Raw genomic sequence first — 15,457 nt, forward strand, 5'->3', positions numbered from 1 at the left:
GAGGCAGCAGGCAATGGCACGCATCATTTCTAACGTTATCATTTTGACGTTCAGGGTAGCTGCTTATTGATCTCCACCGCGATCGGCTGATGCCCATCCCAGGGCGTCACCGCGCTCAGACCCAGCCAGTCGCCTGGCTGCGGATTGGCGCTGCCATCGCGGGAAATCCGCACCCGAACCTCAACCTGATGCTGCGCCGAAAGCAGGCGATTCGGCATCATGGCATTGCTGTCATCCAGCGTCAGCGTCAGCGGGAAGTGGCTGAGTGGCATACGCTTAACCGCCACCGGTACCGGTGAATCCCCGTCAGAAACCGAAATATACAACACTCCGTCCTGCGGTAACATTTTTTCTGCCTCTGGGGTCAGCGTCACTGTCAGCGCCAGCTGACGACTCGGCTGCCCGGCGTCGCTTCGGGCCTTTTCAATGCTGCGGGCGATCATCGCGTGTCGCGAATCACCGGCAGGCAACAGACCCAGCAGAGTCTGCCATGCATCAATAGCCTGATCATACTGTTGCTGACCGTAAGCGTTATACGCCAGCAGGCTCAGCGTCCGCAGGTTTTGCGGATCAGCTTTAAGCAAGGATTGCAGCAGCAGTGACGCCTGACGGTTATCCTGCGGATCGGCGGATCTTGTCAGCACCTCTGCATAATCCTGCTTCAGCGCCAGATCGTTGGGGGCCAGCTGTAGTGCATGCTCAAAGGCCTGGCTGGCAATCTCCGCATTATTCAGCACCATGCCGAGCCGTCCCAGCATTGTCCAGTCGGCCAGATTATCCGGTTCGGTTTGCAACGCGGTACGCAATCCGAGCTGTAAACGCGCCAGCTCCTCCATGCTTAGCGATTTTGCGCCGGGGTCCATCAGACGGGCGCGCAGCTCAGGATACGCCTGCTGCACCTGCATCCAGCCGGTGTATTGTGCCAGTCCGCCGGTTTTCAGATAAGTCCCCAGCGAAACCGCAACCAGTACGATCAAACCTGGCAGCAGAATCCAGCGGCGGCTGCTGTGTGACCGCAGCGTCTGTGCTGGCGGAATATCCGCCAGGAGTGCCTGCTGTAGCTCCCGCTCCATTAGCGGACGCTCAGCAACGACGCCCTGCGCTTCATCCTGCGCCAGCTCATCTATACGCTGATGATAGAAACGCTGATTAAGGCGATCGCGATCGCCGGCGCTCGCCTGACGTTGCCGCCAGCCTGCCGCCAGAAACAGCGTGCAGGCTGCCAGTAGCAACAAAAAAAGGGTAATCCAGAATGCACTCATTACGGCTTCCTGTCTGACTTCAGTAGCGCATTAAGACGCTGTTGCTCATCTTCATCCAGTTCACTGCGGGTTTTGCGCTGACGACTGCGCAGAATGATCACGGCGCCACCCAGTAGCACAAACAGCGCGGGACCCGCCCACAGAATCAGGGTAGAAGGCGTGACCGGTGGCGAATAGCTGACGAAGTTGCCGTAACGCGCCACCATGTAGTCGATAATCTGCTGGCGACTCTGGCCCTGCTTCATCAATTGATAGACTTTCAGTCGCATGTCGGCGGCAATCATCGCGTTCGAGTCGGCAATGCTGTTATTCTGGCATTTCGGACAGCGCAGTGACGCGGTCAGATCGCGGTATTGCTCTTCCTGAGCCTCCGAGTCAAATTGCAGCGTGTCGATGCTTGCCCACAGGTTGATGCTGAACAGCAGGCCGCAGAGCAGAAACAGCATTTTCATGATCCCGCCTCCGCACTGTATTTTATCCACAAGGGTTTCACTTCCTGCTCCCAGACGCGCGCATTGAGATCGCCCGCGTGGCGATAACGGATGATCCCTTTACCGTCGATCAGGAAGGTCTCCGGCGCGCCATAGACCCCGAGATCCAGCCCCAGCATGCCGTTGCCGTCGTAGAGACTTAGCGCATAGGGATTGCCCAGCGTATTCAGCCAGTTAACCGCCTTCTGACGATCGTCTTTATAGTTCAACCCGACGACACGAATGCCCTGCTCCGCCAGCGTATTCAGATAGTGATGCTCAGCGCGGCAGGTCGGACACCAGGTCGCCCAGACGTTGAGCAATATCGGTTTGCCATCCGTCAGCACGCGCTGATCGTACGTTTTGCCCGGCTGATCCAGTGCTTCCAGCCGGAACAGCGGCACCGGTTTGCCAATCAGAGCCGATTCAAGACGGGTCGGATCGTCACCATCGGCATTACGCGTCAGCTGCCACAGCAGCGCGGCCGCCAGCAGCAGAAACAGCATCAGGGGAATAAACAGGATTTTCTTGTTCATGTCCGTGCCTCCGGGCCCGCTTTTTTGCGCGAACGGTAACGGGGATCAAACAGGCAGAACAGCCCACCCAGCGCCATCAGCGCACCACCGAACCAGATCCAGCGGACAAAGGGTTTGTAGTAGATGCGTACGGCCCAGCCGCCATCCTCCAGCTCCTCTCCCAGCGCCGCGTAAAGGTCGCGGCTGAAACCGCCATCAATCGCCGCTTCGGTCATCATGGTGCGGGCGGCGGTATAAAAGCGTTTTTCCGCCTGCAGCGTCGCTTCATGTTTGCCATTGCGTGTGACATCAATAATGCCCATGCCGCCACTGTAGTTAGGCCCCTGCAGATTCTGCACGCCACGGAAGACAAAGTGATAATGATGAATATCGACGCTATCACCCGCTTTCATCCGCACGTCGCGTTCCACGCTGTACTGCGTACTGAAGGCAATGCCAATCACCGTCACACCCACGCCAAGATGGCCCAGCACCATGCCCCAGTGGCTGCGTGACAGGTGACGTAAACCCACAAAGAACGGATGACGATGGGTGGCGCGCTCATGCAGTTCCAGCAGCGTCAGCACGATAATCCAGAGCGACATCAGCAGACCCACCACCGTCATCGCTTCGATGCGATCCTGCAGCCACCAGGGAACGATCATGGAACAGGCCAGAGTGACAATCAGCGCCAGCGCCAGCCGTTTTGCCAGCTTCTGCGGTTCATCGCGACGCCAGCGCACCAGCGGGCCGATCCCCATCAGCAAAGCAAACGGTGCCATCAGCCAGCTGAACATCGTGTTGAAGAAGGGTTCACCGACCGAAATGCTGCCCAGCCCCAGTTGCTTGTGCACCAGTGGCAATAGCGTGCCAAGCAGCACCACCAGCATCGCGGCAATCAGCAGCACGTTATTACCCAGCAGGAACGATTCCCGCGACCAGGTTTCATTCTGAACCCGGCCACGCACCTGCCCGCCTTTAATGGCGTAGAGCAGCAGTGAACTGCCGATAACGATCACCAGAAACGCAAGGATGAACATCCCGCGCGCCGGATCGGAGGCAAAAGAATGCACTGACACCAGCACGCCGGATCGTACCAGGAATGTCCCCAGCAGGCTAAGCGAAAACGCCGTAATCGCCAGCAGCACGGTCCAGGCTTTAAAGGTGCCGCGCTTTTCGGTGACTGCCAGCGAGTGCATCAGGGCCGTGCCCGCCAGCCACGGCATAAATGAGGCATTTTCAACCGGGTCCCAGAACCACCAGCCGCCCCAGCCCAGTTCGTAATAGGCCCAGGCCGAGCCAAGGACGATACCAATCGTCAGAAAGATCCAGGCCGCCGTCGTCCAGGGACGCGACCAGCGCGCCCACGCGGTATCGAGCCGTCCGGCCATCAGTGAGGCGATGGCAAAGGCAAACGCCACCGAGAAGCCGACGTAGCCCATATAGAGCAGCGGCGGATGGAAAATGAGACCGATATCCTGCAGCATCGGATTCAGATCATGCCCGTCTATTGGAAAGTCCGGCAGCGTGCGGCTAAACGGATTGGAGGTCAGCAGGATAAACAGCAGGAAGCCGAGGTTAATCATTCCCATGACCGCCAGCACGCGCGCAAGCGCATCCTGCGGCATCCCACGGCTGAAGATCGCCACCGCCAGTGTCCAGGTGCTGAGCAGCAGCACCCACAGCAGCAGTGAACCTTCGTGCGCGCCCCAGGTGGCGGCGATGCGGTAGTAGACCGGCAGCAGACTGTTGGAGTTCGTGACGACATAGGCAACGGTAAAGTCGTTGCTGATAAAGGCCCAGACCAGCAGCGCAAACGCCGCCGCGATGCAGACAAACAGGCCGCAGGCCAGCGGACGCGCCATTGCCATCAGGCGGGCATCCTGGCGCACCGCGCCCCACAGCGGATAACTGCTCAGCAGCAGCGAAAGCCCCAGCGCCAGGCAGAGCAGAAAGGTTCCGATTTCAGGCATCATGAGGATTTATTTCCCGCCTGATATAACGACTGCGGGCCGATGTGATTACTTTTCATGGCGTCTTCAATCTCCGGCGGCGTGTATTTCTCATCATGTTTCGCCAGCACTTCTTTGGCGATCACCTGGTTGCCCGCCGCCAGCACGCCCTGTGCGACAACGCCCTGCCCTTCCCGGAACAGATCCGGCAGGATGCCTTCAAAACTGACGCTGACCACACCGCGCGCATCATAAAGTTTGAACGATACCGCCAGGGTATTGGGATCGCGCCGGACGCTGCCGGGCATGACCATGCCACCGACGCGCAACCGCTGACCCGCTTCCGGCTTCTCGTGCGCCTCGCCTTTGCCGTAGAGGATTTCACCCGGGGTATAGAACAGATCGATGTTTGAGCGTAGCGCATACATGACCAGCGCGGTGGCCAGGCCGAGGCCGAGCAGGATCGCTACTGCCGCATAGAGACGGTTGCGTCGACGGATATTCACAATGTCTCTCCTGCCGCTTCAGCCGCGGCTTTTTTCGTTTTCGCCGCCCGGATGCGGCGTTCCCGCGCCTCGCGCTGGCGAATCTCAGCCAGCAGGCGACGTCGCAGCAACAGGGTATGCAGCGTCAGGCCGATAAGCGGAAGCAGCGTGCAGATAACCGCCAGCCAGACGAAGAAGGCGTAGCCCCCCATCGCAAAGAAGGCGTACCAGGAGGTAAATGCCGGGGTCATGCCTGCTCTCCCTGCTTCGCCACATCTATCGCCCAGGGACGATGACGTTCAGTTAACAGGATCAGGTTGCGCAGCCGCATCAGCGTCAGCGTGATAAACAGCAGCAGATAACCGAGAATCGCCCAGCGCAGCGGCGTGCGCATGACCGGCGCAATTGCCTGCTGAAGAATGCCTGATGAGCCCTGATGCAGGGTATTCCACCACTGCACCGAGAAGTGAATGATGGGCAGATTGACCACGCCGACCAGAATCAGAATTCCGGCGGCCCGGCCTGCGGTGCGGCGGTCATCAAAAGCGTGATAAAGCGCAATCACACCCATATAGAGGAACAGCAGCACCAGTTCCGAGGTCAGACGCGCATCCCAGATCCACCAGGTGCCCCACATCGGCTTGCCCCAGGCGGACCCGGTGACCAGCGCAATAAAGGTAAAAACCGCGCCCACCGGAGCCATGGCGGCAGAGACCAGATCGGCCATTTTCATCTGCCACACCAGACCAGTAAAGGCAGCGATAGCCATTGAGGCATAGATGCCCATCGACCACATCGCCGCGGGTACATGGATATACATGATGCGAAAACTGTCGCCCTGCTGATAGTCAGCAGGGGCAAATCCGAATCCCCATACCCAGCCCAGCAGCAACGACGCCAGCCCTGCAACGGCAAACCAGGGCACCAGTCGCCCCGAAAATTGATAAAGCCGTTCAGGCCTGGCCAGCTGATGTAACGCTTTCCACATATCAGATGCTCACATTAACGATAAAAGAGTATTGCCGCGTCTTTTACGCGCGGTGGATACAAGCCGGTTACTGCAAAGTAATGCGTAGCGCCGCTGCCGTGGCAAAGGGCGCGAGCGTGGCGCTGCCCAGCAGCATCGCGCCGAGAATCGCCAGATAACCACCAATCGGCAATCCCTGACTGGCTGCCTCCATCGCCGCGCTGGCGAAGATCAGGACAGGAATCGCCAGCGGCAGCACCAGCAGGCTCAGCAGCACACCGCCACGCCGTAAACCCACCGTCAGACCCACGCCAATAGCGCCGAGGAAACTCAGGGTTGGCGTGCCGAGCAGCAGCGTCAGGGCCATCGCCCTCCAGCCATTAAAATCCAGCGACAGCAGCAGCGCGGCCAGGGGCGACAGAATGATCAGCGGCACACCGGTGACCAGCCAGTGCGCCACCACTTTGCCAATAACCGTTACTGGCAGTGGCGTGGGGAGCAGTATCAATTGCTCCAGCGAGCCATCACTGAAGTCATCGCGAAACAGCCGTTCCAGCGCCAGCAGCGACGCCAGCAGTGCGGCAACCCAGGCAACGCCCGGCGCAATGCGCGCCAGCTGTTGCGGGTCAGGTCCGATTCCCAGCGGAAACAGGGTAATAATAATCAGGAAAAACCAGAGCGGATTAACCACATCCGCACCGCTGCGAAAAGCGATGCACAATTCACGCTGGATGAGGCGAAACAGCATCAGCCTGCCTCCCCGTCGCCGAGGCGAATTTTACGCACCCGCGCAGCATCCGCGGGCAAATCCTGATGGGTTGTCAGGATCACTGCGCCACCGTTATCGGCATGCCGGGCGAATTTCGCCATTAATTTTTTAACACCCGCTTTGTCGATAGCGGTCAGCGGCTCGTCGAGAATCCATATGCGGGCCTGGCTGAGCCACAACCGCGCCAGCGCTACCCGACGCTGCTGGCCCGCCGACAACCGGCTGACCGGCACCTCTTCGTCACCCGTGAGGTCGACACTTTCGAGTGCTGCAAAGATCTGCGCATCATTGCAACCGGGATGGTAAAAGCGCAGATTTTCCAGCGGTGTGAGCACGCCTTTGACACCGGGATGGTGGCCAAGATAAAGCATCGCCTGATGCCAGGCTTCGCGCTGCCGCAGGATTGGCTGCTGTTGCCAGCGTATTTCACCCTCTTCCGGACGGCTAAGACCCGCCAGCAGGCGCAATAACGAGGTCTTTCCGGCACCATTGGGGCCTTCAATCTGCACAATGTCACCAGCAGAGACACGAAAAGAGAGCCGCCGGAACAGCGCGCGTTCGTCGTATGCACAAGTGAGCGTAATGATTTCCAACATCGAGGGGAGAATCGCACCAGCTAAAAGTGGCCGGGATATTACCACAATGTTGCTGTGGGCCGAAGTGTGAGCTACCGCTCAGTTTCGATACCAGTAGCTTATTCGTGCGATATCGCAAAGAGTCTGAATAAAAATGCAGTTCCGAAAAACGTTGTTACGCTTATTCGCACTGGTCGTTACATTATCAGCAAATAAAAAACGGCTACGCTTATTACGCGACAGCACTATCACCCGGAGAAAATATGAAGCCTTCATCAGGTAATGAACAGGGTCCAAACGACGTAGAGAGTGAAGAGAAGGATAAGGGCACTGACATCGAAGTCGATGAGGAGGCTTTACCCTCCCGCGCCGCCGCCATCCATGAAGAGATCCGCCAGGATGGGGAGAAGGAGCTGGAGCGCGACGGTGTGGCGCTGCTCTGGTCAGCCATTGCGGCGGGCTTATCCATGGGTGCCTCGCTGATGGCGAAGGGGATATTTCAGGTGCATCTGGATGGCGTACCCGGCGCATTCCTGCTGGAAAACCTCGGTTATACCTTTGGTTTTGTTATCGTTATTATGGCGCGCCAGCAACTGTTTACTGAAAATACCGTTACCGCCGTGTTACCAGTGATGCACAAACCGACCTGGAGTAATGCGGGTCTGCTGTTGCGGTTATGGGGCATTGTTTTATTCGGAAATTTAATCGGTACGGCACTCGGTGCGCTGGCGTTCAATGAGATGCCGATATTTGACGATGCCACCCGTCAGGCCTTTACCAATATCAGTATGAAGGTGATGGAACACACCCCTGGCGAGATGTTTGCTAATGCGGTGATTTCCGGCTGGATTATCGCCACCATGGTCTGGATGTTCCCCTCTGCGGGCGGCGCTAAACTGCTGGTCATTGTCATGATGACCTGGCTGGTTGCGCTGGGCGATCTCGCACATATCGTTGTGGGCTCGGTCGAAGTGCTCTATCTGGTGTTTAACGGCACTATCAGCTGGCATGAATTTTTGTGGCCGTTTGCCCTGCCGACGCTGCTTGGCAACATTACCGGCGGCACCCTGATTTTTGCGCTGATCAGCCACGCACAGATCCGTAATGACATGAGTGAGGCGGCAGTAGCGAAAGCGAAGGCGGAAAAACGGAAGCAGGAGAAACGCCGTCAGCGCGAAGAGCAGGAAAAGGCGGAGTAACAGTCAGTCGATCAGAGTCATGCTGTGCAGGTTTTTCTGGCAGCATGACTCCGTGACACACTGACGGCAAAAAGATGGAAATCGTTCGCTGAGGAAAGATGAGTATGCAAGAGCAGCTATTATCGTTTGCATTTAGCGCTCATCAACCGTAAATTAATTTGACCTCTTGTCAATTTACTTCTTAATATCTTCAGAATATTCCCATCCTGGAACACAGGTTAATAGAATCTGAAAGCACCTAACAAAATCCTTTCCTTATATTAACCCTCATCAGCATTTGAATAAATATATATAACCCTCAACATATATTGCACGACCGGATTTTTTGTTACATTTACCGCCAACAGGAAAGCTTAATTCCTGACGCGATGCTGTAAAAACCGGACTGGTAACTTATTTATTTTTTCGCTTTAATTTTATTAAGGCGAGAAAAAGTTAAGTCCTGAAAAAACATTTATTTTCGCGCCTGGCCACTTCCTGTTAATTACACACAACCAGGACCGGGTAATTAATCCTGCGTCATCACGTTAAGAGCTTTTTTAATGTAGCAACGCACGCCACATTAATCAGACTCAATAATAGGATTATAAAAATGAAAAAATTAGCGTTTAATAAAATCACTGCAGGAATTGCCCTGTTAATGACCTGCCAGGTCGCTTTCGCCACCTCGACTACCGCTGACGTCGGCGGTGGCACAATCACCTTTTACGGTGCGGTGACTGATGCAACCTGTAACGTAACAACTAACAGCGGAAGTGACTTCGCCGTTGATTTAAATCCGGTCACCAGCAGCGACATGGGAACTACGGTCGGTGTCATTCCGACGAATGCAAAACAGTTTACGCTGAATGTCGATGGCTGTTCGGGTTTCAACAGCACTAGCACTACAGCGCAAACGCTGAAAATCACCTTTTCAGGCGGAAATGTTTCTGATGATAACACCTACCTGAAAAACACAACCGGTACCTCCAGCGGTGTAGGCATTGGTATTACTAAGGATGGTAGTCAGCTGGTTACCCTGAACACGGCGCTGGACACTGGCCTGAAAACCACCTCTTCAGATGGTACAAACTTTGATACCGCACCAGCTTCTGGCGCTATTAACTACTATGCCAACTACTACAACTACGGTGGCGCAGCAGTAACAGCCGGTTCAGTAGTGACCACTGCAACTTATACCTTCAATTACGATTAACTGTAAAACAGGATATTTCGCTCAGACAAGGATGTCTAAAAATGAGGACTGAAAATGAAACTCGTTTCTTTAGGCACATTGCTGTGCATTATTTCATTAAGCGCAAACGCCAGCGTGGTGATGAATAATACGCGTGTTATCTATAGTGGTGACAGGAAAAGCGTCAACGTACAGCTCGTCAATAAATCAGCAGAAGCTCATCTCGTTCAGTCATGGATAGACAACGGAAATCCTGATGCGAAGCCTGAAAACCTCCGGCTGGCACTGGCTGTCGTACCCTCGGTAGTGCGCATCGGCGCCAATGATGGCCAGATTCTGACTGTAGTAAAAAACAATCTGGCAGCCTCGCTGCCAAAAGATCGTGAAAGCCTCTTCTGGCTGAATTTCATTGATATCCCACCTAACCCGAAAGATAAAAGCGGTAGCTACCTCCAGTTCGCTGTCAGAAACCGCGTCAAAGTTTTTTATCGCCCCGCTAATCTGAGTGTCGATCAAAATAAACTACAGGATTATCTTAAGCTGACCCGCGATAATAATGGTATTTGTATTAACAATAGCTCGCCCTATTACGTCACCGTGGCAGGATTAAGCAAAGTCAGGAATGGCAGCAAAAAAGATAACCTGCTGCAGGAAACAGTGCTGGCAAAACCCTTTAGTTGCGCTTCGACAGGTAAGTCTGCGGGCTTGTCCATCCAGGGGAAATTTTATCTGACATACATTGATGATTTCGGAACCTTAAGAACAGTTGATATCAGCCGCTAATGAACACCAGACTGACTCTTTTAAAAACAACGTTACTTTTCATCAGCATCGCTGTGTGTATTCGCAGCTATGCTGAGGAAGAATTTAATCAGGGCTTTATGCTCGGTAGCGCCTCGAATGAAGCCTGGTCCGGTGAGAGAAACCCTATCTCTCCTGGCGTCTACAGCGTGGATATTTATGTTAATAAAGAGTGGAAAGGTAATCATCAGCTAAGAGTGGAAGGGAATGGCGTCTTTCTTATTCCCAGAAAAGATATCAGTGCTTTAGATATCAAAAGCGACCCTGACGCACACGATAAGATACTGACGCCGCTGAACCAGGATTGGGTTGGCCTGCAGGATATTCTCACTGGCGACGCGCTTAAGTTTCGTCAGGATATTTTCCAGCTGGATATTACCGTCCCGCAGGCTCGTATTATTGCGCACGACCGCAACTGGATGCCGCCGGAACTGTGGGATAAAGGTATCACCGGACTTTTCACTAATTACAGCGCAATCTATTCCGGAGGAAAATACAATAACAGTAATGACCAGTCGAACCTCTACCTGACCCTGAACAGCGGGTTTAATGTTGCTGACTGGCATCTGCGCGATAATAGTTACTATTATCGAAATCAGACCGATTCAAGATGGATTAACCGTTCTCGTTATCTTGAAAAATCTCTACCTTCAATAAGCTCGACGGTTAAAGTGGGTGAAGATAATACCAGTTCATCCTGGTTTGACAGTGTAAAGTTCCGTGGCGTGAGTCTGACTAAAGATCTCGGCATGCTGCCGGACAGCTACCGAACTTATATGCCAGTGATCAGCGGCATAGCACAAACCAATGCGATAGTTAAAGTGCTGCAGGATGACCGGATCGTTTTTCAGCAAAGCGTACCCGCGGGCCCTTTTGAGTTTAGTGATCTGATGCCAACCGGTTCACGTTCCGATCTCTATCTGGTGATTGAAAACGCGGATGGCAGTAAAACTACAACCGTCATTCCTTATTCGTCTGCAGGCAGCCTGCTCAGGAGCGGCTCAACCGACTGGGCAATGTATACCGGTAAATTCAAAAGTGACGCCCTGTTCAGACAGAGTAATTTTTTACAGGCAGAGTACAGCCGGGGGATCAATAATTATCTGACGCTGGTGACCGGTGCCATAGCTGCCGAAAAATATCAGTCCGGACTGATTGGTACCGGTCTGCTCGTTCCGTGGCTCGGAACACTCACCACCAGCTATCAATATACCCAGGCAAATTTAGCAGAGGATAAGCAGCAGGGTGAGAAAGTCCGGGTAGCACTGAATAAACATTTTCCAACCCGAACATCCGTCACTGTTGCGGCCTCTTACAGCGACAAAAATTTCATTACGCTGAGTCAGGCAGACACTACCGCTGAATATATCAGTGACCGTATAGGCTATCGAGCTCAGGAAAAGAACAGTCTGAACCTGGCAATTGATCAACAATTGCCAGCCGGTTTCGGCAGGTTAAACGCCAGCCTGTACGCTGTGGGTTACTGGAATACCGAAAAAGTCTCTCGCCAGTTTAGTGTGGGATGGAGCAATACTTATAATCAGATTTCCTGGTCAGTTAACGCAGGCAAAAGAATCTATACCAATGCTGAACTGTATGAAGAGAATCGCAGTAAGGCGGTTTATCGCCAGGAAGAGTACGCCAGTTTAACACTCAGCATTCCCTGGAGCCTATTTGGGCACGATGGCACAGTCAGTGCTTCATCCAGTGTTGAGGGAAGCCAGTCAAGCGCCTCGCTGGGCTGGAATGAAAAGGTTTCAGACGCGTTCAGGTATAACCTGTTAGTGAATAATCGAAGCCGTGACGGTGCCTCATCCGGCGGTTATTTCTCTTATGCCTCTCCGTGGTCGACCTTTACCGGGAATCTGACACAGGGCGAGAAATATACCCAATATGGCGCGACGGCTTCGGGAACGATTCTGCTCTCTCAGCACGGCTTGCTAACGTCACCACAGACCGGTAATCACTTCGTGATTATTGATGCGCCAGGCGTTGCGGGTGCGAAAGTTAATGGTAACGCGACAATTTATACTAACAGTCAGGGTAAGGCGCTGGTGCCCTTCGCGACGCCGTGGCGTAAAAATACGTTTTATCTTAACTCTGAATCAGCCAGTGATATTCAGGGAAATATTAAAAAAATTGCGCCGTGGAAAGGCAGTATTTCTTATGTGAAATACATTACGGATACCCGTAAAACCTTTTCTCTGCAGGCGCGCTATACAGATGGAACGCCGCTGGCGTTTGGTGCCGCTCTGTTCGACCGTAAAGGTGGCGAATTAGGGTATGTGGCGCAGGGTGGGCTTATTTACGTTAAAGCCGATACCCTGCCTGACTATATTCTGGCACGGACCGATAAACAGCAGTCCTGCGTAATTAAAAACGCGGTTCTCACCGGAGATAATCTATGCACACGTTTATAAAGAATCTGTTAATCGCCTCGGGATTATTTTTCGCACTCGCCATCGTTTCAATTAATCAGGCGCTGGCATATTGTAACCCTTATACGCTGGCTACTGATAAGGCGACTGTTGCCACTTCCACAACAAGTGATATTGATCTGGCTAATATGCTTTCACTGGCAAGCAGTTATTCCGTCACCAGTAGCTCAAATTTTTCGGCATTTAAACTGGGCTGTGCCAATGGTGGTGAAACCCTCTATTACCGTAACGGTCTTGAAGGCGGCTACACAGTAAAATTCACGACAGGCGACCAGGAAAATTACATCAAATTTACGGCATCTCTTCCGGTGACCAGTAAAAATTTTAGTGCGGGACTGTCACAGGATTATCCGGCTTCCGATTTTGATACTGACATTACAATTCATGCTGAAATAACAGACAGCACTACTTATGATACCGCCACCACTAATGGCAAGACAGAACTTCCATTGATGTATTTGATCTCATCGAACGGCAGTACTGCTTATCCTACTGCCAGTGCGCTTCGTGGTCTGGTAGCGACTAAAGCTGCAGCCGCGTCCGCTTCTTATATCGATCTAAAAGGATTTGCGTCGATCGATATCTCATTTGTGCCGGTCAGCACGACCTGCAGCATCCAGAATCAGCAGTTCACCCTGCCTTCTACAACGCTGTTTACCCTTAAATCCGGTGATTACTCGGATACGCGCTTCTCTATTCCCCTCTCCTGCAGTGGAAGCATTGACAGTAAGGCAACGAAAACGTTTAACCTGCGTGCCTACAGTAACGATATTGTTGATAGTGCTAACTACATCGTCAGGAATGCCTCTTCCACCTCTTCAGGCATCGGCTTTCAGCTGTTTAATACCCTTTCTGATCCATTGAAATTCACGACCGGTTATGACTCCGCATCCACCTCACTGGCAGCGATGACCAAAGGCAAAGATCTCGTTTCATCGCTGACGGCGATCGATATTGGTGCACGCTATAAAATTTTTGATGCAGCGAATGCATCACCTGGCACCGTGGTCGGCACCATTATTATCTATATGGAATATGAGTAAGCTTACTGGCGGCGATGCGCTTATTTTGGGTTTAGCACCTTCGCCGTCACGATCTGAATAGCAGCAGAAGGAAGACATAAAAGCAGTGTTGCTGGCGGAATGAGCAAACGCACGGCAACCTGGTGAATCTTCAGACCTCTTTCGCTATACTGCACGCCGCGGTCCTCTTAGTTAAATGGATATAACGAGCCCCTCCTAAGGGCTAGTTGCAGGTTCGATTCCTGCAGGGGACACCATATGTTAGCCCGCCTAAGTATCTTAAAGTCTAGTCAACTCTTCAATTTCAAACGCTTACCTTCTTTTCGTAGCCCACTAACGTACACCGTCATATTTCAAAATCCACGCTGTTTTGTTGGTACATATGTTGGTATTTTAAGTTCGATAATGCAGATACCATCAGAAGAGGGTTTTTAGTATGGCGCTCACTGAGTTAACAGTAAGAAATACAAAGCCTTCTGATAAACCTGTCAAATTGACAGACGGTAATGGTATGCATCTTTTGATCACCACAAGTGGTTCCAAATACTGGCGTTTCCAGTATCGCTTCGCTGGCAAACAGAAAATACTCGCACTGGGTGTCTATCCTGAGGTTTCATTGTCCGAAGCCAGACGACGAAGAGATGAAGCTCGTCAGCTCGTTGCAAACCATGTAGACCCAAGTGAGAAGCGAAAAGCGCAAAAGATTGAGAGCAAGGGCTTGCTAACATTTGAGCAAGTTGCACGACAATGGCATACCAGTAACAGAACCTGGTCAGAAAGTCATAGAACAACTGTTTTGAACAGCCTTGTTTCCCATGTGTTCCCTGTCATCGGCAAACGTAATATCAGCGAGCTAAAAACTCGTGATTTGTTGGTTCCTTTGAAAAAAGCAGAAGCTTCAGGACACCATGAACTGGCTTCCCGCTTACAACAGCGCATTACGGCGGTAATGAGGTATGCCGTTCATAATGCTTTGATTGAACAGAATCCTGCAAACGACCTCGCTGGTGCTGTTGTTTCCACTAAAAGTGTTCATCGCCCTGCCCTTTCTCTGGAACGATTGCCAGAGCTTATGAATCGTTTAGAAGCGTATAAAGGAAGAGGCATTACCCAAATTGCAGTGCAGTTAACACTCCTCACCTTTGTCCGTTCGAGTGAACTGCGATTTGCTCGCTGGTCAGAAGTCGATCTCAAAAATTCACTGTGGACTATCCCCGGAAAGCGACAACCTATGAACGGGATAAAATATTCTGCAAGAGGGGCAAAAATGAAAACGCCTCATTTGGTCCCATTAAGCTCACAAGCCAAAGCACTTATGGAAGAGCTTCATACGATCAGTGGTAACAAAGAACTTATGTTCATTGGTTTTACAGGGGACGACAAACCTATCAGTGAAAACACTGTCAACAAAGCACTCAGGACGATGGGCTATGATACGAAAGTAGAAGTCTGCGGGCATGGTTTCAGGACTATGGCATGTAGTGCCCTAATCGAATCGGGATTATGGTCGAGAGATGCTGTGGAAAGACAAATGAGCCACCAGGAACGCAACAGTGTCCGGGCTGCTTACATACATAAAGCGGAGCATTTGGAAGAACGGAGGCTCATGTTGCAATGGTGGGCTGACTATCTGGAAGCTTGTAAAGAAGAAGCACAGACACCTTTTTCCTTCTCTATTCAGCATTCAGAACAGTGAATAGCAAACGATACGTATTTAATATTTTATAATCGATAACTCAATGTGGGCTGCGAATATCTATTAAGAATTCAAAGCTCCCAAATAGTCGCCTTAATACATACATCGATTCAGCTCAATCTAAGCAAAAGT

Annotated in this window: 15 protein-coding genes and 1 tRNA gene; 7 read left to right on the plus strand and 9 right to left on the minus strand. The window is 52.3% G+C overall.

Features of this window, described 5'->3' with window-relative positions:
* Positions 1-50: 50 nt before the first annotated feature.
* The 9 genes from ccmI to ccmA all read right to left on the minus strand — a co-directional run bounded on the left by ccmI (position 51) and on the right by ccmA (position 7,016).
* Positions 51-1,262, minus strand: coding sequence for a c-type cytochrome biogenesis protein CcmI (gene ccmI / locus NIM72_RS06525; RefSeq protein ID WP_253419494.1), 1,212 nt, complete (start codon positions 1,260-1,262; stop codon positions 51-53).
* Positions 1,262-1,714, minus strand: coding sequence for a cytochrome c-type biogenesis protein (locus tag NIM72_RS06530; protein WP_222925176.1), 453 nt, complete (start codon positions 1,712-1,714; stop codon positions 1,262-1,264). Before NIM72_RS06530 ends, ccmI begins: the two co-directional genes overlap by 1 nt.
* Positions 1,711-2,268, minus strand: coding sequence for a DsbE family thiol:disulfide interchange protein (locus NIM72_RS06535; RefSeq protein ID WP_161733438.1), 558 nt, complete (start codon positions 2,266-2,268; stop codon positions 1,711-1,713). The genes NIM72_RS06530 and NIM72_RS06535 overlap by 4 nt, the downstream gene beginning before the upstream one ends.
* The gene (locus NIM72_RS06540; protein WP_161733440.1) at positions 2,265-4,223 is read right to left on the minus strand and encodes a heme lyase CcmF/NrfE family subunit; all 1,959 of its coding nucleotides are present in this window, start codon (positions 4,221-4,223) and stop codon (positions 2,265-2,267) included. Before NIM72_RS06540 ends, NIM72_RS06535 begins: the two co-directional genes overlap by 4 nt.
* Positions 4,220-4,705, minus strand: coding sequence for a cytochrome c maturation protein CcmE (gene ccmE / locus NIM72_RS06545; protein ID WP_161733442.1), 486 nt, complete (start codon positions 4,703-4,705; stop codon positions 4,220-4,222). The genes NIM72_RS06540 and ccmE overlap by 4 nt, the downstream gene beginning before the upstream one ends.
* Entirely contained in the window at positions 4,702-4,935 is a 234-nt protein-coding gene (gene ccmD, locus NIM72_RS06550; protein WP_161733444.1) for a heme exporter protein CcmD, read from the minus strand. The genes ccmE and ccmD overlap by 4 nt, the downstream gene beginning before the upstream one ends.
* Positions 4,932-5,672 (minus strand): heme ABC transporter permease, encoded by a 741-nt coding sequence (locus NIM72_RS06555; RefSeq protein ID WP_161733446.1) that lies wholly within the window; start codon positions 5,670-5,672, stop codon positions 4,932-4,934. The genes ccmD and NIM72_RS06555 overlap by 4 nt, the downstream gene beginning before the upstream one ends.
* A 67-nt stretch (positions 5,673-5,739) precedes the next feature.
* Positions 5,740-6,399: a heme exporter protein CcmB gene (ccmB, locus tag NIM72_RS06560; protein WP_161733448.1), complete on the minus strand. Its 660-nt coding sequence runs from the start codon at positions 6,397-6,399 to the stop codon at positions 5,740-5,742.
* Positions 6,399-7,016, minus strand: a complete 618-nt coding sequence (gene ccmA, locus NIM72_RS06565) for a cytochrome c biogenesis heme-transporting ATPase CcmA (RefSeq protein ID WP_253419497.1) — start codon at positions 7,014-7,016, stop codon at positions 6,399-6,401. Before ccmA ends, ccmB begins: the two co-directional genes overlap by 1 nt.
* A gap of 242 nt (positions 7,017-7,258) precedes the next feature.
* Here ccmA and NIM72_RS06570 point away from each other — a divergent pair, with 242 nt between their 5' ends.
* From NIM72_RS06570 to NIM72_RS06600, 7 genes are all read left to right on the plus strand, one after another.
* Positions 7,259-8,194, plus strand: coding sequence for a formate/nitrite transporter family protein (locus NIM72_RS06570; protein WP_161733452.1), 936 nt, complete (start codon positions 7,259-7,261; stop codon positions 8,192-8,194).
* A 592-nt stretch (positions 8,195-8,786) separates the two neighbouring features.
* Positions 8,787-9,389 (plus strand): fimbrial protein, encoded by a 603-nt coding sequence (locus NIM72_RS06575; protein ID WP_161733454.1) that lies wholly within the window; start codon positions 8,787-8,789, stop codon positions 9,387-9,389.
* Positions 9,390-9,443: 54 nt separating this feature from the next.
* Complete coding sequence (locus NIM72_RS06580; RefSeq protein WP_253419500.1) at positions 9,444-10,151, plus strand: molecular chaperone; 708 nt, start codon at positions 9,444-9,446, stop codon at positions 10,149-10,151.
* Between the two features lie 53 nt (positions 10,152-10,204).
* On the plus strand, positions 10,205-12,589 hold the full coding sequence (locus tag NIM72_RS06585) for a fimbria/pilus outer membrane usher protein (RefSeq protein WP_253419503.1): 2,385 nt from the start codon (positions 10,205-10,207) through the stop codon (positions 12,587-12,589).
* Complete coding sequence (locus NIM72_RS06590; protein ID WP_161733460.1) at positions 12,574-13,650, plus strand: fimbrial protein; 1,077 nt, start codon at positions 12,574-12,576, stop codon at positions 13,648-13,650. Before NIM72_RS06585 ends, NIM72_RS06590 begins: the two co-directional genes overlap by 16 nt.
* 161 nt (positions 13,651-13,811) lie before the next feature.
* Positions 13,812-13,886: transfer RNA gene (locus NIM72_RS06595), tRNA-Arg, on the plus strand.
* 179 nt (positions 13,887-14,065) lie between these two features.
* A complete protein-coding gene (locus NIM72_RS06600) occupies positions 14,066-15,325 on the plus strand; it encodes an integrase arm-type DNA-binding domain-containing protein (protein ID WP_167431334.1) in 1,260 nt (419 codons plus the stop codon).
* Positions 15,326-15,457 lie beyond the last annotated feature (132 nt).

Origin of the sequence: Pantoea sp. B550 (assembly GCF_024158165.1) — a bacterium.
GTDB lineage: Bacteria > Pseudomonadota > Gammaproteobacteria > Enterobacterales > Enterobacteriaceae > Pantoea > Pantoea alfalfae.